Annotated in this window: 22 protein-coding genes; 19 read left to right on the forward strand and 3 right to left on the reverse strand. The window is 31.1% G+C overall.

Features of this window, described 5'->3' with window-relative positions; all coding sequences use genetic code 11:
* The first annotated feature begins 2 nt into the window (after window positions 1-2).
* The 14 genes from ABWP78_RS01325 to ABWP78_RS01390 all read left to right on the forward strand — a co-directional run bounded on the left by ABWP78_RS01325 (window position 3) and on the right by ABWP78_RS01390 (window position 12,005).
* The gene (locus tag ABWP78_RS01325) at window positions 3-446 is read left to right on the forward strand and encodes a hypothetical protein (RefSeq protein ID WP_353168174.1); all 444 of its coding nucleotides are present in this window, start codon (window positions 3-5) and stop codon (window positions 444-446) included.
* Between the two features lie 27 nt (window positions 447-473).
* The gene (locus tag ABWP78_RS01330) at window positions 474-1,946 is read left to right on the forward strand and encodes a lipopolysaccharide biosynthesis protein (RefSeq protein ID WP_353168176.1); all 1,473 of its coding nucleotides are present in this window, start codon (window positions 474-476) and stop codon (window positions 1,944-1,946) included.
* Between the two features lie 83 nt (window positions 1,947-2,029).
* Window positions 2,030-2,464, forward strand: a complete 435-nt coding sequence (gene dut / locus ABWP78_RS01335) for a dUTP diphosphatase (protein WP_353168179.1) — start codon at window positions 2,030-2,032, stop codon at window positions 2,462-2,464.
* Between the two features lie 115 nt (window positions 2,465-2,579).
* Window positions 2,580-2,942: a four helix bundle protein gene (locus ABWP78_RS01340; protein ID WP_353168181.1), complete on the forward strand. Its 363-nt coding sequence runs from the start codon at window positions 2,580-2,582 to the stop codon at window positions 2,940-2,942.
* A gap of 102 nt (window positions 2,943-3,044) precedes the next feature.
* Window positions 3,045-4,055: a sugar phosphate nucleotidyltransferase gene (locus tag ABWP78_RS01345; RefSeq protein WP_353168183.1), complete on the forward strand. Its 1,011-nt coding sequence runs from the start codon at window positions 3,045-3,047 to the stop codon at window positions 4,053-4,055.
* A 31-nt stretch (window positions 4,056-4,086) separates the two neighbouring features.
* Window positions 4,087-5,400 carry a tetratricopeptide repeat protein gene (locus ABWP78_RS01350; protein WP_353168185.1) on the forward strand — a complete coding sequence of 438 codons (1,314 nt, stop codon included), beginning with the start codon at window positions 4,087-4,089 and terminating at the stop codon, window positions 5,398-5,400.
* A 1-nt stretch (window position 5,401) separates the two neighbouring features.
* The gene (gene lolB1 / locus ABWP78_RS01355; RefSeq protein WP_353168187.1) at window positions 5,402-6,181 is read left to right on the forward strand and encodes a lipoprotein insertase outer membrane protein LolB1; all 780 of its coding nucleotides are present in this window, start codon (window positions 5,402-5,404) and stop codon (window positions 6,179-6,181) included.
* 20 nt (window positions 6,182-6,201) lie between these two features.
* Window positions 6,202-7,467, forward strand: a complete 1,266-nt coding sequence (locus tag ABWP78_RS01360; protein ID WP_353168189.1) for a murein hydrolase activator EnvC family protein — start codon at window positions 6,202-6,204, stop codon at window positions 7,465-7,467.
* Window positions 7,468-7,702: 235 nt separating this feature from the next.
* Window positions 7,703-8,704 (forward strand): tRNA dihydrouridine synthase DusB, encoded by a 1,002-nt coding sequence (gene dusB / locus ABWP78_RS01365; RefSeq protein ID WP_353168190.1) that lies wholly within the window; start codon window positions 7,703-7,705, stop codon window positions 8,702-8,704.
* Between the two features lie 184 nt (window positions 8,705-8,888).
* Window positions 8,889-9,848 carry a 2-hydroxyacid dehydrogenase gene (locus ABWP78_RS01370; protein ID WP_353168194.1) on the forward strand — a complete coding sequence of 320 codons (960 nt, stop codon included), beginning with the start codon at window positions 8,889-8,891 and terminating at the stop codon, window positions 9,846-9,848.
* Window positions 9,849-9,887: 39 nt separating this feature from the next.
* Window positions 9,888-10,274, forward strand: a complete 387-nt coding sequence (locus tag ABWP78_RS01375) for a DUF4234 domain-containing protein (RefSeq protein ID WP_353168196.1) — start codon at window positions 9,888-9,890, stop codon at window positions 10,272-10,274.
* 124 nt (window positions 10,275-10,398) lie between these two features.
* Complete coding sequence (locus ABWP78_RS01380) at window positions 10,399-10,710, forward strand: DUF2752 domain-containing protein (protein ID WP_353168198.1); 312 nt, start codon at window positions 10,399-10,401, stop codon at window positions 10,708-10,710.
* Window positions 10,711-10,827: 117 nt separating this feature from the next.
* The gene (locus ABWP78_RS01385) at window positions 10,828-11,199 is read left to right on the forward strand and encodes a DUF4064 domain-containing protein (protein WP_353168200.1); all 372 of its coding nucleotides are present in this window, start codon (window positions 10,828-10,830) and stop codon (window positions 11,197-11,199) included.
* Between the two features lie 38 nt (window positions 11,200-11,237).
* Window positions 11,238-12,005, forward strand: a complete 768-nt coding sequence (locus tag ABWP78_RS01390; RefSeq protein WP_353168203.1) for a prolipoprotein diacylglyceryl transferase — start codon at window positions 11,238-11,240, stop codon at window positions 12,003-12,005.
* A 26-nt stretch (window positions 12,006-12,031) separates the two neighbouring features.
* Here the strand turns inward: ABWP78_RS01390 and ABWP78_RS01395 are convergent, their stop codons facing one another.
* On the reverse strand, window positions 12,032-13,825 hold the full coding sequence (locus ABWP78_RS01395; protein ID WP_353168205.1) for a GNAT family N-acyltransferase: 1,794 nt from the start codon (window positions 13,823-13,825) through the stop codon (window positions 12,032-12,034).
* Between the two features lie 259 nt (window positions 13,826-14,084).
* Here ABWP78_RS01395 and ABWP78_RS01400 point away from each other — a divergent pair, with 259 nt between their 5' ends.
* From ABWP78_RS01400 to ABWP78_RS01420, 5 genes are all read left to right on the forward strand, one after another.
* Window positions 14,085-14,846, forward strand: a complete 762-nt coding sequence (locus ABWP78_RS01400; RefSeq protein ID WP_353168207.1) for an exodeoxyribonuclease III — start codon at window positions 14,085-14,087, stop codon at window positions 14,844-14,846.
* 84 nt (window positions 14,847-14,930) lie between these two features.
* Window positions 14,931-15,896 (forward strand): OmpA family protein, encoded by a 966-nt coding sequence (locus ABWP78_RS01405; protein WP_353168209.1) that lies wholly within the window; start codon window positions 14,931-14,933, stop codon window positions 15,894-15,896.
* A 71-nt stretch (window positions 15,897-15,967) separates the two neighbouring features.
* On the forward strand, window positions 15,968-16,423 hold the full coding sequence (locus ABWP78_RS01410) for a DinB family protein (RefSeq protein ID WP_353168211.1): 456 nt from the start codon (window positions 15,968-15,970) through the stop codon (window positions 16,421-16,423).
* 71 nt (window positions 16,424-16,494) lie between these two features.
* The gene (locus tag ABWP78_RS01415) at window positions 16,495-17,532 is read left to right on the forward strand and encodes an aldo/keto reductase (protein ID WP_353168213.1); all 1,038 of its coding nucleotides are present in this window, start codon (window positions 16,495-16,497) and stop codon (window positions 17,530-17,532) included.
* 72 nt (window positions 17,533-17,604) lie between these two features.
* A complete protein-coding gene (locus ABWP78_RS01420) occupies window positions 17,605-18,294 on the forward strand; it encodes a hypothetical protein (protein WP_353168215.1) in 690 nt (229 codons plus the stop codon).
* A gap of 90 nt (window positions 18,295-18,384) precedes the next feature.
* Here ABWP78_RS01420 and ABWP78_RS01425 read toward each other — a convergent pair whose 3' ends face one another.
* Together ABWP78_RS01425 and radA are read right to left on the reverse strand one after the other, a co-directional pair.
* Window positions 18,385-20,208 (reverse strand): DUF4139 domain-containing protein, encoded by a 1,824-nt coding sequence (locus ABWP78_RS01425; protein WP_353168218.1) that lies wholly within the window; start codon window positions 20,206-20,208, stop codon window positions 18,385-18,387.
* A 30-nt stretch (window positions 20,209-20,238) separates the two neighbouring features.
* Complete coding sequence (gene radA / locus ABWP78_RS01430) at window positions 20,239-21,600, reverse strand: DNA repair protein RadA (RefSeq protein WP_353168219.1); 1,362 nt, start codon at window positions 21,598-21,600, stop codon at window positions 20,239-20,241.
* Window positions 21,601-21,647: the final 47 nt, after the last annotated feature.

Below are 21,647 nucleotides of genomic sequence, written 5' to 3' on the forward strand. Positions count from 1 at the left end.
AAATGAAAATAATTGGACTATTCGCAATTACGTTTTTGAATTTAGTTTCTTGTTCTTCTAATAAAGCGCATCAAGAAACCAAACACTATTTTGAAAAAATTACGTATCAAAATTGGGTTGGTGGCGTAAAAGGTGCTGGTGGCGGCACAATTTTAAATATAAATTTACTTAAAAGTATACCTGAAGATACGCAATTAATAAAAATTCAATTTCAAAATAGAGATGGAAATATTATAAAATTGAACGAATTATCTTATCAATCGTCAATAAAAACCTTTGATAACGAATCAGAAACGGTTCCTACTGAAACAATTATAACCAATTTAAAAACCAATCAAGCAAAGATTTTTTTCAATATAAACGGTAAGGAAGTTACAGTTATTATAGATGACATAAAAGAATTACCTATGTTAATGTATCCATCAGTTAAACCAAATAATAATTAACTATTTTTGTTCTTTAAATAAAATAAATTGAGTTCAAACAGAATACTTCTTAAACAAACCCTTATTTACGGTATTGCAACCGTATTGCCTCGTGTAATGAGTTTTTTATTGGTAGGATTACACACGGATTTAATGCCGAAAGTAGCCTATGGAGAAATTACTATACTTTTAGCGTATATGATATTTTTCAATGTGATATTGTCTTACGGAATGGAAACGGCTTTTTTCAGGTTTTACCATAAAGAAGAAAACAAAAAAGAAGTAATTAGTACCGCTACGGTTTCTGTTTTTTGGACCACCATTTTATTTTTATCAGTAGCACTTTTATTTCAAAAAACACTGGCAGGCTTATTAAATATAGATAAAGAATACGTAAACTATGCCATTTGGATTTTAGCTTTCGATGCGCTTGTAATTATTCCGTTTTCTAAGCTTCGTGCTGAGCAAAGGCCCATTAGATACTCTGTGCTAAAAATTTCTAATGTGCTTATTTATTTGTTATTAAACGTATTTTTATTGGCAATATTACCCAAATTAGCACAAGCCAATCCGCAAGGTTTTTGGAGTTCTTTTTATGTGGAAGACTATCAAATTGGGTATGTTTTCTTGTCAAATTTAATGGCGAGTTTATTCACTTTTGTGTTATTTATGCCGCATTATTTTCAGCCTAACTGGTTTTTTAATAATGAACTATGGAAAAAAATGCTTCATTATGGTTGGCCAATATTATTTGCAGGTTTGGCTTTTGGAATCAATGAACATTTAGATAAAATTTTATTATCAGAATGGTTAGATCCAGCAACTGCAAAGGCAGCAGTTGGTGCGTATTCTGCGTGTTATAAAATCGGCTTGTTTATGGTTCTGTTTCGTACCGCTTATACATTGGGTATCGAACCGTTTTTCTTCAGTCAAGCTGGAAATGAGAATGCGCCACAAACCTATGCCACAATTACTAAATATTTTGTGATTTTAGGCTCTTTAATTTTATTAGTTGTGGTCGTTTTTGCTGATGTTGTAAAATTCTTTTTAGTAAGACAACCAGAATATTGGGAAGCCATGTCAATAGTACCTTTAATCATAATCGCGAATTTCTTTTTAGGGATCTATACGAGTTTATCTGTTTGGTATAAATTAATTGATAAAACAATAATAGGTGCTTATATTTCCGCAATTGGTGCAATTATTACTTTAAGTATGAATTATATTTTAATAGTAAAATTCAACCTGAGTTATTTGGGTTCAGCGATTGCAACTATTTGTGCTTACGGAAGTATGATGGTGATTTCGTATTATTTAGGAAAAGAGAAATATCCAATTCCTTTCGAAATGAAAAAGATTTTAACGTATCTTTTTGCTTCTATTACTTTGGCTTGTATTTCATTTTACGTTAAAGAATTAAGAGAAACGTTTGTTTTTGGAATACTTGCAATCATTGGCTTTAGTTATTATATTTATAAAAATGAAAAAGAAGTAATTTTAAAATTAATAAAACGAAAATAAACAGACTTTACAGTCTTAAAATAAATAAAACCTTGCGAACTTTGCGAAAAATCTTTACGATTTCGCGGTAAAAAAACAAAACAATGCAAATAAAAATTATAAATAAATCGCAACATCCATTACCTAACTACGAAACGAATGCTTCAGCTGGAATGGATTTACGTGCGAATTTAACCGAATCAATAATCTTACAACCTTTAGAAAGAATCTTGGTTAAAACAGGTCTTTTTATAGAATTACCAATTGGTTATGAAGCGCAAGTGCGACCAAGAAGTGGTTTGGCTTTTAAAAAAGGCATTACTGTTTTAAATTCACCAGGAACAGTAGATGCGGATTATCGTGGCGAAATTGGTGTGATTTTAGTCAATTTATCCAATGAAGATTTCGTTATTGAAAACGGAGAACGCATCGCACAACTAATCATCGCCAAACACGAACGCGCCGAATGGCAAGAAACAATAGAATTAACCGAAACGTCTCGCGGAGAAGGTGGATTTGGGAGTACGGGTGTGAAGTAAAACTTCAACATTCAAAATTCCAAGTTGAATATTCCAAGTTAAAAAATGTTGAATATTCAATTTTGATTAACGAATTTTGAAAAAGTAAATAGTAACAGAAATAATTATATAAGCCATGAAAAAATTTGATTTACACGAGAGACTAATTGATTTTGCAGTTCAAATCATTAACATTACAGATAATGTAAAAACATCAAAAGCTGGTAATCATTTGTCAGGTCAAATTGTTAGATCAGGAACAGCTCCATCTTTGAACTATAGTGAAGCACAAAGCGCAGAATCAAGAAATGATTTTATTCATAAAATGTCGGTTGTTTTGAAAGAACTAAGAGAAACCCAATCTAATTTAAAGATAATATGTAGAGCAAATTTGTTTATGGGACAAGAAATTGAAATAACTTCTGCAATTAAAGAAAGCGATGAATTAATATCAATTTTTGTGAAAAGTATTGAAACATCAAGAAATAAAAACAAGTAACAATTAATTCAATATTCAAAATTCCAAGTTGAATATTCTATGTTTAAAAATGTTGAATATTCAATCTTGAATAACGAATTTTGAAGTTTTAAAAAAATTAATATGAAAATAATAGTACCAATGGCTGGTCGTGGTTCACGTCTTCGCCCACACACATTAACCATTCCTAAACCATTAATTCCAATTGCTGGAAAACCAATTGTACACCGTTTGGTGGAAGATATTGCTAAAGTAATTAATCAACCAATTGATGAAGTAGCGTTTATCATTCACGAAAGTTTCGGTGCAACAGTAGAAAAAGATTTATTGGCGATTGCTACAAAAATTGGAGCAAAAGGAACCATTTATTTCCAAAATGAAGCGTTAGGAACGGGTCACGCTATTATGTGTGCGAAGGATTCTTTATCCGGACCAGCAGTTATAGCTTATGCAGATACGTTAATTCGTGCCGATTTTGAATTGGATGCAACTGCCGATAGCTTAATTTGGGTAAAACAAGTCGATCAACCAGAAGCATTTGGTGTAATTAACTTAAATGAAGCCAATGAAATTATTGAGTTAGTAGAAAAACCTAAAGAATTTGTATCTGATTTAGCCGTTATCGGAATTTATTATTTTAAAGATATAGCAGTTCTTAAAAACGAATTACAAGCGGTTTTAGATAACAACATTATTCACGGTGGCGAATACCAAATTAATGATGGTATCAAACAAATGATGGCAAAAGGTATGAAATTCGTACCTGGCAAAGTTGATGAATGGATGGATTGCGGAAATAAAGATGTTACCGTGGACACCAACAACAGAATGTTAGGATTTTTACATCAAGACGGCGAAGATTTAGTAGCTAAAGATGTGCGTTTAGATAATTCACAAATCATTCCACCTTGTTTTATTGGCGAAGGAGTTCAAATTATTGATTCTATAATTGGACCAAATGTTTCTATCGGAAAAGGGTCACATATTCAAAATAGTAAGATTCAAAATAGTTTAATTCAAACGCATTCACATATTAAAAATGCAAAATTAGATAATGCGATGATTGGAAATCACGTAAATTATAATGGCGAGTTTACAAGCGTAAGTTTAGGTGACTATTCAACAATGGAATAATTTTTGTAATACTTTTATTTAACAACAAAATATGTATAAAATAATAGCATTTCTTTTCCTTTTTCAAATTTCTTTTGGACAGATAAATCCAGAAGAAGTAGAGACTGCGGAAAATGAATTTGAAACTAATTTTTTTGATGCTTTAAAAGAAAAAGCTATAGAAAATTACGACAAAGCTATTATAGCCTTACAAAAATGTTTGCTAAAAGAACCTGCAAACCCAGAAATACATTACCAGTTAGGCGTAAATTATTTAGCGCAAAAAAAGTATGTAGAAGCAGAAAATGCGTTTCAAAAAGCAGTCGATTTAGAGCCCAAACAACTTTGGTATTTGAATGGTTTGTATGATGTACATTATCAAACCAAAGCGTATGAAAAAGCAATTGTTATAGTTGAAAAATTAGTCACTTTCGATGCAAATATGAAAGAAGATTTAGTGTCGTTATATATGAATACCCAGCAATTTGATAAAGCCAAAATTGTAATTAATGATATTGAAAGCAAAGGAACATTGACCAAAGCTATGGAATCGTATCAAATGCAAATTCAAAGTATGCAAAAAGGGAACAAACCAAATAGTAACGATTTAGTTGAAGCCATAAAAAGCAACCCTAAAGCAGAACAAAATTATATCGATTTAATTTATGCGTATTCTGTAAACAATCAAGAAGACAAAGCATTTGAAACGGCTTTGATGTTAGAAAAAGAGTTGCCAAATTCTGATTTAGCACACGTTAGTTTGGTTAAATTTCACATTCAAGCGAATGACATTTCAAAAGCTACAGATTCTTACAAAAGAGTTATAAAAAGCAGTAAAATTGATTTTAAAATTAAGCAACGCGTTTTAAACGAGTACTTAATATTTGCCATTAAAAATCCGCAATTACTTGTAGAAATTGACAATAGCATTTCATATTTCGACAATAATGTGGGTATGGATGTTAATAAAGAATTAGGAAAATTCTTCTATAATAAGAATAATTTCGAATTGGCACAGAAGTACATCGAAAAATCCAATTCAAACGACATTGAAGCAATTGATTTACTTTTGAATATTTATGATTTCAATAAGCAATTTGAAAAAATGGCAAAAAAATCAGAGGAATACATCGATTTATTTCCAACCAAAGCCAATTTGTATTATTACGCCGCAAAAGGAAATAACAACTTGAAAAATTTTAAAAAAGCAAAAGATTTTTTAGAAATGGGAATTGATTATGTTATTGATGATCCAATTTTAGAAGCCGGATTTTGCAAGCAATTTATAATTTGCGCCGACGCATTATCGGATTTAAAAATGAAACAAACCTATCAAAAAAAATTAGATGCAATTTCTAATAAATAATATGAAAAAAATTTTCACATTCCTAATTTTAGTAGTCGTTTTAGCTTCGTGCAAAACGAAAAAAACAGTCGTAGAACAAACCGTTTCTAAACAAACTGTGGTTGATAATAAAGCGAAAGCAATTATTGAAAAGCATTATCAAAATACGTTGAATTTTCAAACGGTTTCTATTCGTTCTTCTGCAGATTATGAAGACCAAAAACAATCCATTTCCATAGGTGCCGATATCAGAATTAAAAAAGATGAAATCATTTGGATCAATCTAAAATTTTTCGGTATTCCAATGGCAAAAGCACTTATAACGCCAACAAGAGTAAGTTATTATGAAAAAACAAACGGAACTTTTTTTGATGGTGACTATTCTATTTTAGCTAAAATATTAGGTACCGATTTAGATTTTCAAAAAGTGCAAAATTTGTTGTTAGGACGTCCTATTGATGATTTAACCAAAGACGTTTTCATTGCAGAAATTGCAACTAATCTAGTACAATTAAAATCAAAAAAACAAGCTGATATTGAAAAGTTATTTCGTTTTGAAACAGGAAATTATTTGTTAAAAGAACAATTTATCAACCAAATTTCAAAAAACAGAAACGTTTTAGTGAACTATCCATCTTTTACAAATCAAGACAATATATTTATGCCAACTGGCGTTTCTATACTTGCCAACCAACAAAATCAAGTTAAAATTAATGTAGAATATAAAAAAATTACGTTTAATGAATCATTATCGTATCCATATTCTATCCCAGATGGTTATTCTCAAATAAAAATAGATTAATTTTGTAAAAAATATCAAGAATGAACAAATTTCTTTTATCCCTATTCGTACTCTTTTTTTCCTTTTCAGCAATAGCACAAATTGATGAGAAAGAAAAATTAGAACAAAGAAAAGAACAATTACAAAAAGAATTGTCTGAAGCAAAAACCAAACTTCAGAATGAAAAGAAAAAAGAAAAATCCGTTTTGAAAGAAATTGCGGGACAAGATGCCCAAATTAAAATTTCCGAAAAAATTATTTCTACAATCGCCAAACAAGCACGAATTTTAGACGACAATATTTATTTAACGCAATTAGAAATTAATAAGTTAAATAAAGATTTAAAAATAATGAAGGAAGATTATGCGAAAATGATTGTAAAATCATACAAAAGTCGTTCTGAACAAAGCCGATTTATGTTTGTATTGTCTTCTACGAGTTTTTTGCAAGCTTACAAACGTGTGCAATATATGAAACAATATGCAGGGTATAGAAAACGTCAAGCCGAAGAAATAAAAGTAAAACAAGCAAGATTAGGAACTGCTGTTGGCGAACTGCAAACCAACAAAAAAGAAAAAGAAGTAGTTATTGTTGAAAAAACAAAAATCAAAGCCGAACACGAAAAATTAAAACAAGAAATAGTAGCAACGGCAAAACTTATACAAAAAGACAAGAAAAAAATTGCTGCAGATATTGCTAAAATGGATAAAGAAAGAAAATCCATCGATAAAAAAATCAAAAAAATGATTAACGATGCGATTGCAGCTGAAAACAAAAAAAATGCCGCTAAGAAAAAAGCGGCAGCAACTGCTTCAGGAAATACTGTGCCTGTGAAAATAGCACCGGTTTCTTCTACAAAAATTGAATTAACACCTGAAGGAAAATTATCTTCAGATAGTTTTAAAGCCAACAAAGGGCAATTGCCTTGGCCTGCAGAAAAAGGATTTATTTCCACTGGATACGGAGATCAGCCACATCCAGATTATAGCAATATTGTCATTCATAATAGCGGAATCGACATCACTACGGATTCCGGTTCTTCAGCACGTGCCGTTTTTGCTGGTGAAGTATCAGGTGTGCAAGTATCTCAAACTACAAATACCTATACCGTATTGGTGCGTCACGGAGATTTCTTTACCGCATATAGTAATTTAAGTAGCGTTTCGGTTTCTGTGGGTAATAAAGTTACGGCAAAACAAACGCTCGGAAAAATAAAAACAAATGCCAAAGGAAATTCGGTGTTAAAATTTGTTATCAATCAAAACACAACGGTTCTAAATCCAAAAAGTTGGTTAAAACCTAAATAATTTTTAGGAGCAAAACCCCAATTTTCAGAAGACTTTCGGTCCCGCTATCCGCTATATTTTTTCTTTTGTTGCCTGAGGAACTCGAAGGCAACAAAAGAAAAAGATGCCGCTCCTATCGGGGCTAAAACACAACAATTGTTTTCAAAATATAACACAGCGAAAGTCCGTTCAATCCCTAAAATCTGTGTACCCATCAAATTCATAAACTTTACTTATCTTTGCACAAAATTACACCATGCCAAAAATAGGAAACATCATTTTGCCCGATTATCCCTTACTTCTTGCTCCAATGGAAGATGTGAGTGATCCGCCATTTCGCCGTTTGTGTAAAATGCACGGAGCCGATTTGATGTATTCTGAATTTATATCATCAGAAGGTTTAATTCGTGATGCCATGAAAAGCAAAATGAAATTAGATATTTTCGATTACGAACGTCCAGTTGGTATTCAAATTTTTGGTGGTGATGAAGAAGCTATGGAACTATCTGCTAAAATTGTAGACACCGTTCAACCTGATTTAGTAGATATTAATTTTGGTTGTCCCGTAAAAAAAGTAGTTTGTAAAGGCGCTGGCGCTGGAGTTTTAAAAGACATCGATTTAATGGTGCGCTTAACCAAAGCAGTTATTAAAGGAACTAGTTTACCGGTGACTGTAAAAACCCGTTTGGGTTGGGACGAAAGTTCAATCAATATTGATGAAGTCGCTGAACGTTTACAAGATATTGGTGTACAAGCTTTAACTGTACACGCCAGAACACGTGCCCAAATGTATAAAGGGCATTCCGATTGGACGCATATTGAACGTATCAAAAATAATCCTAGAATTTCTATGCCAATCTTCGGAAATGGTGATATCGATTCTCCAGAAAAAGCCTTAGAATATAAAAATAAATTCGGTTTAGATGGTATGATGATCGGTCGTGCTGCAATAGGTTACCCTTGGATTTTTAACGAAATCAAACACTTTTTCAAAACAGGTGAAAAATTAGCCCCACCAACTGTTGCAGACAGAGTAGAAGCCGCTCAAAACCACTTAATTTGGTCTATGGAATGGAAAGGCGAACGTGTTGGAATTGTAGAAATGCGTCGTCATTATACCAATTATTTCAAAGGCATTCAAGATTTCAAACCATACAAACAGCGATTAGTTACCACCGACGGACACAACGAATTATTTGATATTTTCAATCAAATAAAAGAAGTGTATGCAAATTACGATAATGTGTTAACTGGTTAGTAAGTCAATTTTCTAATTATTTTTACCACGCTTAGTTTGTCATCCTGAAAGGATCTCACGCAAATTTTACATTCTATTAATTTGTGAAATCTGCGATAATCTGTGTTCGAGTTTTGTGATTCTTTTTGAAAAAATTGCGAATCTCTACGAAATAATCTAACTTTCCGTTTTCAAAATAGAACTTATGCAAACTATTTCTACGATTAAAATTCTTCATCTTGACACCAATCATCCGTTGCTTTGGGAGCAATTAGAAAAGGCAGGTTTTCAGAATGAAGCAGATTATACTTCCACCAAAGAAGCAGTAGAAAGTAAAATAGAAAACTATCACGGAATAGTGATTAGAAGCCGATTTAAAATTGATAAACCCTTTATTGATAAAGCAAAAAACTTACAATTCATAGCGCGTGTGGGCGCTGGCTTAGAAAGTATCGATTGTGAGTATGCCGAAAGTAAAAACATTAAACTAATTGCCGCTCCTGAAGGAAATGCTACTGCTGTTGGCGAACATTCTTTAGGGATGCTTTTGTCGCTATTTAATAAATTAAATACTGCCGATAAAGAAGTGAAATCCGGACAATGGAACCGAGAAAGTAATCGCGGAACGGAATTAGACGGCAAAACAATCGGTATTATTGGATATGGAAATATGGGAAAATCTTTTGCAAAAAAATTGCGAGGTTTTGATGTAGAGGTTTTGTGTTACGACATTTTACCAAATAAAGGAGATGAAAATGCCAAACAAGTTGACTTGCAAGAAATTCAACAAAAAGTAGATGTGTTAAGTTTACACATTCCGTGGACACCAGAAACGGATAAAATGGTAAATATTACGTTTATCAATCAATTTGCAAAGCCGTTTTGGCTACTAAATACCGCAAGAGGGAAAAGTGTAGTAACTACCGATTTAGTAACCGCCTTACAATCCGGTAAAATTTTAGGCGCGGGCTTAGACGTTTTAGAATACGAAAAACTATCTTTTGAAACCTTATTTGAAGGTAAAAAACCTGAAGCGTTTGATTATTTATTACAAGCCAAAAATGTAATTTTAACACCACATATTGCTGGATGGACATTTGAAAGTAAAGAAAAACTTGCTCAAGTTATTGTAGATAAAATTTTAAGAGTATATGTAACAAAATAAAAAAATAGGCATCTAATCAAAAACTAAAACTATAAAACTATGAATGAAGTTACAAAACAAGAGGAGTGGAATAACTCTAAGCCAAATATCCCAGTATTTAAAGTAGATCCAATAATGGTATTAATTTTCGGAATTTTAACTTGCGGATTATATTTAATATATTGGAATATTAAAGCTGCTGAAGTTATGAATGCAGTATCAGGGAAAGAAGTAATTTCTTCTCCAGTAGCTATTTTAGCTGGATGTTGTTTGCCTATTAATTTATATTACTATTGGATTGCTGGAAAAGAAGCATTGCCAAAAATATATGAGTTAACGGGGCAACCACAAAAAGACGAGTCAGCACTTTTGTTAGTATTGGGTTTTTTCTTTCCAATGGTTTCTGCCATGATTATTCAAGGTGATATAAATAAATTATACAATTAAGCCGTTTATAAAAAATAGAATATTAGGGATAATTGGTGTATTAGTTACACTAATTGTTCCTTTTTTTATTCAACAAAATAATTCTGGGGATTTAGATAACGAACAATCTCTTTGTCCGTTTAAAATGTTAACCGGTTTTCCTTGTCCAGGATGTGGAATTACAAAATCTATTGTATATTTCTATGAAGGTGATATTTATAGAAGTTTATTTCATCATCTATTTGGACCACTTTTTGTATTTTTTTGTCTCTTGGTTTTGTTTAAACTTATTGCAGAATTAATTTATAAAAAACCATTTTTTGATAAATTATTTTACAGCATTAAGCTAGCTTACTTTGTAGGAACATTATTAGGAATCTACCACTTAATTAGATTGTTTTTTTACATCAAAGATAATAATTTAGAAGCAATATTAAAGCAGTCTATTTGGAAATAGTTTTTTTTAATTCTTCATAAAAATATTTAACAAATTTCAAAAAAATGTTGCAAAAACTCAAGAATATTGTTTTTATTTTCATAATATTTTAATAATTAACTAATTAAATTCATTTATATGAGTAACGAAAAACAAATTTCAAACGCACCAATGATATTGGGTATTATTGGCGGTATTTTAGGTCTTCCTGCTGCAATTTGTTCTGGAGCATGTGCTGCAGGACTTTCAACACTTGCAGATGGAGCTACAAAACAATCTACAGATAATTCAGGAAGTGCGTTTTTATGGATAGGTTTAATAGCAGCTATACTTGGTCTTGTTAGTGCTTTCCTATACAAGAAAGATTCAAAAAAGTGGGGGGTAATGATGATTATTGCAGGTCTATTATCTGGTGTAACTTTAGTTACTTTTAATTTACTTTCTTTTATAGTTTGCATTTTATTTTTAATAGGTGGAGTTATTTCATTGACACAAAAAAATCAAGCTTAATAATTTTAATTGGTGGGGTTTAACCCCACCTTTTTTTAATGCTTAGATATTTAGAAATAGGATACAATAATTTTATTCCATCTTATAATCTGTTTGTAGGAATTGGAATTGCTATAGCTATGCTTTTTCTTCAATATCAAATTCCATTTAAAGCAATGGGTGAAGCACAAAAACATAAAATTCATTTAAGTTTAATTATTTCAATTTTTTTGGGTTTTATGGGCGCATTTATCTTTGATGCTTATTCTCAAAACATTGAATTGACATTTGATAATTTAAACAAAATCGGACTCACATTTTTAGGTGGTCTAATCAGTGGATTAATTGTTTTAGTATTTTGTCTTAAAAGTTTTAAATTTCCGATTTTATCTACTCTCGATTTTATGACATTGCCATTTTGTATCTCTCATTTTTTTGGAAGACTTGGTTGTTTTATGGCAGGATGTTGTTTTGGGAATCCAACTAATTCAATTTTGGGTGTAACTTTTCCTATTGATAGTTTACCTTTTAACCATTTTCAAAGACTTGTTAATGTACATCCAACTCAATTATACGAATGCGCTTTTGTTTTATGCTTATTTTTGTTTTTTTTGAAATATAAAATTAAAAATCAATTTTATATTTATATTCTAACATATTCAATTTTTAGATTTACGCTGGAGTTTATTAGAGCAGACAATAGGGGTTCTGTTTTAAATCAAAATGTATTTACACCATCTCAAATAATTTCAATATTTGTAGTATTTTTTTTAGGAATAATTTTTTTTATGAAAAAATCTTACCATAAACAGAGACATTCAAACTAAACTAACGGCTAATTAATAATTTTTAATTAGCCTTTATGTTTTCTTTCTAATTCCGCTTGAAATTCTTCCATTACAGGCTTAACCGTGCTTTCTGGAATATCTGAAATTTTAATATACATCAACCCGTCGATGGCGTTATTAAACATTGGGTCTACGTTAAACGCTACAACTTTAGCATTTTGTTTGATATATTTTTTAATTAAAACAGGCAATCGTAATGATCCTGGTTCAATTTCGTCGATAATTTTATCAAATTTATTTAAGTCGGCTTCAGTTTCATTAAAAACGAAATCTTTATCTGCGTCTTTTAATTTAACCTTAAACTCTTTTTTGGGTTTAATATATTGCGCCACGTATGGATCGTAATAATTGGATTTCATAAATTCAATCATTAACGATTTTGAAAACTCAGAAAACTGATTACTAATACTCACACCCCCAATTAAAAATTTATGTTCAGGATAATGCAAAGTGGTATGTACAATTCCTTTCCAAAGTAAAAACAAAGGCATTGGTTTTTGTTGGTATTGCGAAATAATAAAAGCCCTTCCCATTTCAATTGATTGACTCATCATATCATTCAATTCGGGTTCAAATTTAAAAAGTTCGTTTAAATAAAAACCTTCTAAACCATATTCAGGAAATATTTTCGAGCCAAACCCCATTCTATAAGCTCCAGCAATCATTTGAGCTTCATCATCCCATAAAAACATATGGTGATAGTATTGGTCGTATTTATCTAAATCAATTGCCTCATTTGTGCCTTCACCTACTTCTCTAAAAGTAATTTCTCGTAACCTACCGATTTCGTGTAAAATATTTGGAATTTTTTCGGCGGTTACTAAAAATACTTTATAGTTTTTACTTTGTAATAATTGATAATCGCCTTCTTTTAAGAAATTAATTTCTTCAATAATTTGTTCGTGATTGGCAGGTTTTACAATTTGTTTTGCTGCTTTAGGACTGGTGAATTTTGGAAACGTCAACTTAAAGTTTTCCTCCTCAAAAGAATTAGAAAGCATGTACGTTTTCTTTCTTAAAAACTTTCCTAATTCTGGAATACTTTCATATTCATTCAATTCATTAACCGAAATTGGTTTTCCAATTCTAACTTTTATTATGCGATGTTTTTGGGTTAATAATTCGCTTGGTAATTTTGCCGTACGTAACGTATCGTTTAACTTAGATAGTCGATAAAATAGTTTGCTGTTTTGAGCATGAAAATAAATAGGAACAACTGGTACTTTTGCTTTTTTAATAATTTTTAAGGCACCTTCTTCCCAAGGTTTATCTACAATTAATTTTCCATCTTTATAGGTAGAAACTTCTCCTGCAGGAAAAATCCCTAAAGGTTTTCCATCGCTTAAATGACGTAACGTTTCTTTTATTCCAATTACACTAGATTTCGCATCTTTATGATTTTCAAACGGATTTACCGGCATAATATAAGGTTTCATCGGTTCAATTCTATGCAATAAAAAATTGGCAATTATTTTGAAATTAGGTTCGCGTTCAAGCATTAATTTCAGTAATAAAATACCATCAATTCCACCTAAGGGATGATTAGATATGGTAATGTAAGCGCCCTCTTTTGGTAAACGTTTTAAATCTTCCTCAGGAATTTCAAATTTAATTTGAAACTCATCTAAAATAGCATTTAAAAACTCTAAATCGCTTAAATGTTTATTTCTATTATAAATTTTATTAAGTGTAGAAATTTTGAGAACTTTCATGAGCAACCACCCAGAAAAAGTTCCTATAAAACCATATTTGTCCGTCTTTATTGCTTTGGCTACTTCTTTTGCAGTAACTAATCCCATTTATTTTTGTTTAGAGCGAATAACAAAGATAGCAATTCTATTTAATTTCTTTATATCTTGTTTAAACAATTGCCAACAATTTATTAATTGGCATTTTTTGATAAATTTTTTACAAATTCCTCATTTAATCCTACATTTTATTGAAAACTTTTTCTATTTTTGATAATTAGTTTTTTAACTACGTTCGTATATCATAAAAATGTGCAAAAGTAGGTTTGGAAATAAAAATTTCTTAAGGTTTTAATACTTAAATTAGTTAATGAAGATTATCTCTTACAATGTAAACGGAATTAGAGCAGCCATAGCCAAAGGGTTTATTGAATGGCTAAAAAGCGCTAACCCAGATGTAATTTGTTTACAAGAAATCAAAGCTACTGAGGATCAAATTCCCACAGATGAAATAACGGCTGCGGGTTATCCGTATCAATATTATTTTTCAGCACAAAAAAAAGGATATAGTGGTGTTGCCATTTTATGTAAAACCGAACCTAAAAATATCGTATTTGGAACAGGTCTTGAAAGTATGGATTTTGAAGGAAGAAATGTCCGTGTAGATTTTGAAAATTTTTCAGTTATGAGTATGTATTTGCCTTCTGGAACCAATAATGACAGACTTGGATATAAGTTTCAATACATGGACGATATTCAGGATTATATCGTAAACTTGCGACAAGAAATTCCGCATTTAGTAGTTTGTGGTGATTATAATATTTGTCACGAAGCTATAGATATTCATAATCCAAAAGGAAACGAAAAAACATCTGGTTTTTTACCAGAAGAACGCGCTTGGTTAGATGGTTTTATGAAGACAGGAATGATTGATACATTTCGTCATCTAAATAAAGAACCGCATAATTATAGCTGGTGGAGTTATAGAGCAAATGCAAGAAATAACAACAAAGGTTGGCGAATTGATTATTGTTTAGCATCCGAACCTTTAAAAGAAAAAATAAAAAGAGCCTTAATTTTACCAGAAGCCAAACATTCAGATCATTGTCCTGTTTTGGTAGAAATAGGTTAGATAATATACAACCAAATTAGAAAAAGAAACGTCTAAAGTAAATAATAATAACCGATTCGAACAGAATCAAATATATATAAAAAGATGATAAGAAAAATCACATTAGGACTTGCAATATTAAGTTTGAGTACATCTTGTGTTTCCAAAAAAATCTATCAAGATTTAGAAAACAAGTTTGCGGATTTAAAAAAAGAACGCAACGCGTTAGCAGATGAAAATGAAGGATTAAAAACCAATAATTCTACTTTGCAAACCGATTTAAACAAATATAAATCGGAAGCAGAAAAATTAAAGGCGGAACGCGATAAATTAGCTGCTGATTACGCCGCTACTAAGAAAAGTTTAGACAATTTAAAATCGTCTTACGATGCATTAGAAAAAGATAGCAATGAAGCATTAGATGCGAATATCAAAAAAAATCGTGAATTGTTAGCCGAATTAGAAGCCAAACAAAAAGCAATGGGTGCTGAACAAGATAAATTAAATAAATTGAAAGCCGATTTATTAAAATCATCTACGCGTTTAGCAGAATTAGAAAAAATTATGGCCGACAAAGAAGCGGCTATGAAAAAACTGAAAGAAACCTTATCTAAATCCCTTAAAGCGTTTGAAGGAAAAGGTTTAACCGTTACTGAAAGAGATGGAAAAGTGTATGTTTCTATGGAAAACAAATTACTTTTCGAATCAGGAAGTTGGACTGTTGGAACAGAAGGTAAAAAAGCGGTTGATTTAGTAGGAAAAGTGTTAGGTGATAATACTGATATTTCGGTACTTATTGAAGGACATACAGATAATGATAAAATCGTTGGTTCTATAGGTGGTGGTGTAGAAAATAACTGGGATTTATCTACCAAACGTGCAACAGCAATTGTAACCATTTTATCGGCTAATGCCAAAGTTAAAAAAGAAAATTTAACAGCAGCTGGTCGTGGAGAATTCGCACCTTTATTCTCAAATGAAACGGCAGAAGGAAAAGCAAAAAACCGTAGAATCGAATTTATTTTAACACCAAAATTAGACGAATTGTCTAAGTTGTTAAACGAATTGTAAGATTCAATTTAATAATTAAAGTTGCCTAAGAGGAAATTATTTTTTTAGGCAACTTTCTTATTTCATAAAATATGAACTCATTTCTTCCATTACTTCAGCAATTAGAAAATCATATTTCTAATTTTGAAAAAACAAATATGAAGGTTTCAAATAGTACTATTGGCTGGCAAATAGACCATTGTTTGTTGGTTATAAATGGCATTATTGGTCATATAGAAATTTCAGAGCCATCTAAATTTAAACCCAAATGGACCTTTCCTAAATTTATGGTTTTTACAACAGGTAAAATTCCAAGAGGTAAAGCACAAGCGCCAAAAGTGGTAATTCCAAATCAGGTTGCTACTCAAGAGGAACTACTCGCAAAACTAGAAGCGGCCAGAAATAATGTTTTAAAACTGGATTCTTTTTCTGAAAATCAGTTTTTTAATCATCCTTTTTTTAAGGATTTAAATGTAAAACAAACCAAAAAATTTTTAACGATTCACACCAAACATCATTTAAAAATTATAGAGGATATCTTGAAATAAATAAAATCTATATCACTTATGCTCTTCTCTTTTTTAAACTTTGTAACTTCGTCATTCAATACATTTTTATAATGAAATTCACTACGCTACCAAATACCAATTTAAAAGTCAGCAAAGCTTGTTTAGGAACAATGACATTCGGAAATCAAAATACCGAAGCGGAATCCCATTTTCAATTAGATTACGCTACAGAACGTGGTATTAATTTTATCGATACAGCCGAAATGTATCCTATTGGCGGCAACGAACATATTTTTGGAAGTACAGAACGTTTTATTGGAACTTGGTTTGCTAAAAACAAACATAAAAGAGATGATTTAGTGATAGCCACTAAAATTGCAGGACCAAATAGAGGTATGGATTACATTCGTAAACCATTGGATTTCTCTAAAAAAAGCCTTACCGAAGCGGTAGAATTAAGTTTAAAAAATTTACAAACGGATTACATCGATTTATATCAAACGCATTGGCCGGAGCGAGTAATGAATATGTTTCAAAAAAGAGGGGTAGAAAAATTAGATACCCATTGGCAAGAAAATATTTTTGAAGTTTTAACTGTTTTTGATGGTTTAATTAAAGAAGGAAAAATAAAACATATTGGTATTTCAAATGAAAACCCGTGGGGTGTGATGAAGTTTTTAATGGAAAGTGAAAAACATAATTTACCTAGAATTGCCACCATTCAAAATCCATTTTCTTTGTTAAATCGTTTATATGAAGTGGGTTTGTCTGAAATTGGAATGCGGGAAAATGTTGGTTTATTAGCTTATTCACCATTAGGTTTTGGATTTTTATCTGGTAAATATTTAAATGGAATTCCAGAAAATTCTCGAATGAAATTATTTCCAAATTTTGTACGTTATTCAAACGGAAATTGTTTTAAAGCTACAAAATTATACCAAGATTTAGCACATAGTTTGGGCTTAACCATAACTGAAATGGCAATTGCCTTTGTCAACCATCAAGAATTTGTGACTTCAACCATAATTGGCGCTACCACAATTGACCAACTTGAAGAAAATATCAATGCGTTTGAGGTACTATTAACCGATGCTGTTTTTGACGAAATCAATAAAATTCATGAATTAATTCCAAACCCAGCGCCTTAATTTTTTTATTCTTATTTTAAATTTCAAATAAAAACACTATTTTTACTCCCTCTTAATCTTAAAATAAAAACTATGAAGCCTATATTATTGTTTATTCTGTCAATTTCATTTTCAGGTTACTCTCAAGTTCAATCTGTTGGCCGAGAAACCAGTCAATTTGCATCTTGGGATTTAACAAGAGAAGTAAAGTCAACCATAAAAATTAAAGAAGTAAGTGGATCGGCTTATGCTGATGAAAACTTTTATGATGGTCAGATTCGTCTTACAGACACGGTTGCAACCATTCTTCCGGTTAGATACAATGTAGTTTTAGATGAATTAGAATTTAAAAAGAATGATAAAGTATACGCTTTAGTTCCTCAAGATTATGCTGTAATAAAAATACCTACTATTAACAAAGTTTATAGCTACTTAAATTATAATTCTGAAAACGTATCTAAAAAAGGTTTTTTGGGAATGGAAACCTCTAATAAAAATATAAATTTTTATACAAAAGAAGTAATTGTTTATGTTCCGTATGCTGATGCATCAAATGCTTATTCAGAACCGATACCTTCTCATTTTAAAAAGGGTGAAAAATTATACTTTATTGGATTATCAGATAAATCTATAGTTGAAATGCCGAAAAAAAACAAAGATCTCTTGGGATTATTTCCTAATTATGAGAAGGAAATATCGGCTTTTTTAAAATCAAACAAAATTTCTCTTAATGATGAGAAAGAATTACTGCTTTTGGTAAATTATTTAAATACTTTAAAATAGAAGTTTAAATCGGTAATAAAATGTATGAATAAAAAAAATGAGAGTTATGTAAACTCTCATTTTTTTTAAAACTATATAGGATTTAGTCATTTACAAGTTCCCAATCACTTTATCTTTTGGATATTTCACTTTGTAACTGATTCTATATTTTTTTGTTTCATTTGGTCTCAATTTAATTTCCCAACTCAAAACACCTGTTTCTTCATTTACTTTTGCTCCATCTTTATCTAAAAGTTCAACAGTTATTTCTTTATCTGTACTTAATGGATATTGGTCTTTTAACAACATATTAATTTCTTCTTTTTTGTTGTTTCTAACCGTAATATCATAAGTAAAGGTTTGCTCTTTATATGAAGATAAAAATTTAGTTCCCGATTTGTCTGTTATTCTTTCACGTTTAATCGAGATTTTTTTATCTCTACCCAAACTTAAATTTAAAGTATCTTGCGTTTGGTTCGGATTTATCGTCGTTTTTCCAACATACATCCCTTCGAAAACAATATTTGCCTCACCAGGTAATAAATTATATTTTGCATAATCATTTAATTCAGCCAATAAAAAGGCTTCTTTTTCTACTTTTGGTGCCGCATAATACTTATAAGTTGCTGGAATTTTAATATCTTTCAAGGATACGCTATGTGCTTTTCCATTAGATAATATATCATACGGGATATCAATATCGAAAGAGACATTTAATTCTTGTTCTTCAATTGTGGTATAATCATTCATATTTTTTGTTGTTATCAAAACAACTCCGTTTTTACCGCGATTTCCGTAAACATTAGTGCCAGCAGCATCTTTTAAAACATTAACACTTTTTATATTATTTTGGTTAAGGTTTCTAAATTCTTCATTAGTTGAAGGAATGCCATTAATTATGATTAAAGGGTCTGTATCTCCATTAATTGAGGAAGCACCTCTGATATATCCATCAAATTTTGCCGAACCCGGAGTTCCGCTTGATGATATAATTGATAAACCTGGGGCCGTTCCTTGCAAAGACGCTATAACAGATGCATTGGGTCTGTTTTCAAATTCTTTATCTTTCCCATAACTTAAAAACCAAGCTTGTAATAAAGGCGCTACGTTATTTTGATTTGGATTGCCACTTGAAAGGATAAGTTTTACTTTTTTCCAGTCAATGCCCGTGTTTTGACTTACTTTTGCTTTGTATGCAAGCTCAATTGAAGCAGTTATATTTTCTGCTCGTAAATCGTAAAATGGTTGCCAAGAAGCCGAATTGGTAATATAAGAAATGTCTAAATTTACATTTCCAGCTACTTCATTCATTACTTGTAAAATTAGTTTCCCTTCAGATATTTTTTCTTCATTTTGGGTATTAATTTCCAGTTTATTGTTTAATTCGTCAAGTCTTTTGTTCCATTTTGTTTCTTTTTCTGCAAGCAACAGAACAGCATTGTCCAATTCAATTCTTTTTGTTTTGTAATATTCAACAAGTTTCATTAATTCTGCTACATTTAAACCAGAATTTGCACCACGAATTTCTTTGTTTTTATCTAACATTTCGATGGTCTGTTGGTGCGAATTTTTATCGATTTGTATTTTTTTAAGTTCTTTTTGAACAAAGGTTATACTATCTCGAACTCTTTTAATAGCCGGATTACTTTCATCAAGTTCGTATTCAGAAACATAATTATCTGAAAATTGAACAGATAAAACGGTTACGCTTTTAGGTGCAGCAATTTGTACGGTGTTTTCATTTAAATAATCCGCTACATTTTTTATAACGATTTCACTTGTTCCTACAGGTAAATTTACCGAAGTACTCTGTGTTATTTCAGCGCCAGAAAAATAAACAGTAGCCGCTTTTGTTTTAGCAGAAGTAAAAATTGGTTTTTGTGCGAATGCAATTGCAGAGACCAATAAGCAAATAGTTAAGATACTTTTTTTCATATATTTTAAGTTTAAGAATGAGGGTTTGTTTTATCCGAACAATTGTTCCACCAAATCTTCAATTTTACTAACCAATCGCACATCAATTTTAAAATCTTTTGGATTAATTTTATTGTGTTTGGATACGAAAATGGTCGAAAAACCTAATTTTTCAGCTTCTTGTATGCGTTGTTCTACTTTATTTACGGGACGAATTTCGCCTGTTAAACCTACTTCACCAGCAAAACAAAAATCTTTATCAATCGTAATGTCTTCATTAGAAGATAATATTGCCGCAACTACAGCCAAATCAATTGCCGGATCGTCCACATTGATACCACCTGTAATGTTCAAAAACACGTCTTTAGCTCCCAAACGGAATCCTGCTCGTTTTTCTAAAACAGCTAAAATCATATTTAATCTTTTCAGGTTATAACCGGTTGTGCTACGTTGAGGAGTACCATAAACTGCTGTGGAAACTAAGGCTTGAATTTCTATCATTAACGGGCGCATTCCTTCTATTGTAGTTGCAATTGCTGTGCCAGATAGATAATTATCTTTATTAGAAATTAATATTTCCGATGGATTACTAACTTCGCGTAAGCCGTTTCCTAACATTTCGTATATGCCCAATTCGGCAGTTGAACCAAAACGATTTTTCAAAGCTCGTAGAATTCTGTATACATGATTTCGATCGCCTTCAAATTGTAAAACAGTATCTACCATGTGTTCTAAAATTTTCGGCCCTGCAATGGTGCCGTCTTTGGTAATGTGGCCAATTAAAATGACAGGAACGTTGGTTTCTTTAGCAAATTTTATTAGTTCTGCAGTACATTCTCTAATCTGTGAAATGCTTCCTGCAGAAGATTCAATATATTCGGTATGTAAGGTTTGAATAGAATCGATAATTACAACTTGAGGCTCAATTTCTTCTATTTGTCGAAATATATTTTGTGTTTTGGTTTCGGTTAAAATAAAACAATTATCCGTTTGACCAGTAATTCTTTCAGCACGCATTTTTATTTGTTTCTGACTTTCTTCTCCCGAAACATAAAGTGTTTTATAAGGTAATTTTAATGAAATTTGAAGTAAAAGTGTGCTTTTTCCAATTCCTGGTTCGCCGCCCAGTAGGGTAAGAGAACCTGGCACCAATCCGCCACCTAAAACGCGGTTTAATTCGCCATCAGTGGTATTCATTCGTACTTCTTCCGAGGTGGAAATTTCGTTAATTTTTAAAGGTTTCGCTACTTTTTTTGATTCAGAAGTCGTGCTTCGCCAGGCTTGTTTTTCTTCTTTCTGAATAATTTCTTCTACAATCGTGTTCCATTGCTTGCAAGACGTGCATTGTCCAAGCCATTTAGCATAGTTGGTGCCGCAACTTTGGCAAAAGAAGGAAGTTTTTAATTTAGCCATTTGTGTTTTTATTGGTTTCAAAAATAGTTAAAACTATTCACTTCAGG

The organism is Flavobacterium sp. (genome assembly GCF_040402955.1).
Classification (GTDB): Bacteria; Bacteroidota; Bacteroidia; order Flavobacteriales; family Flavobacteriaceae; genus Flavobacterium.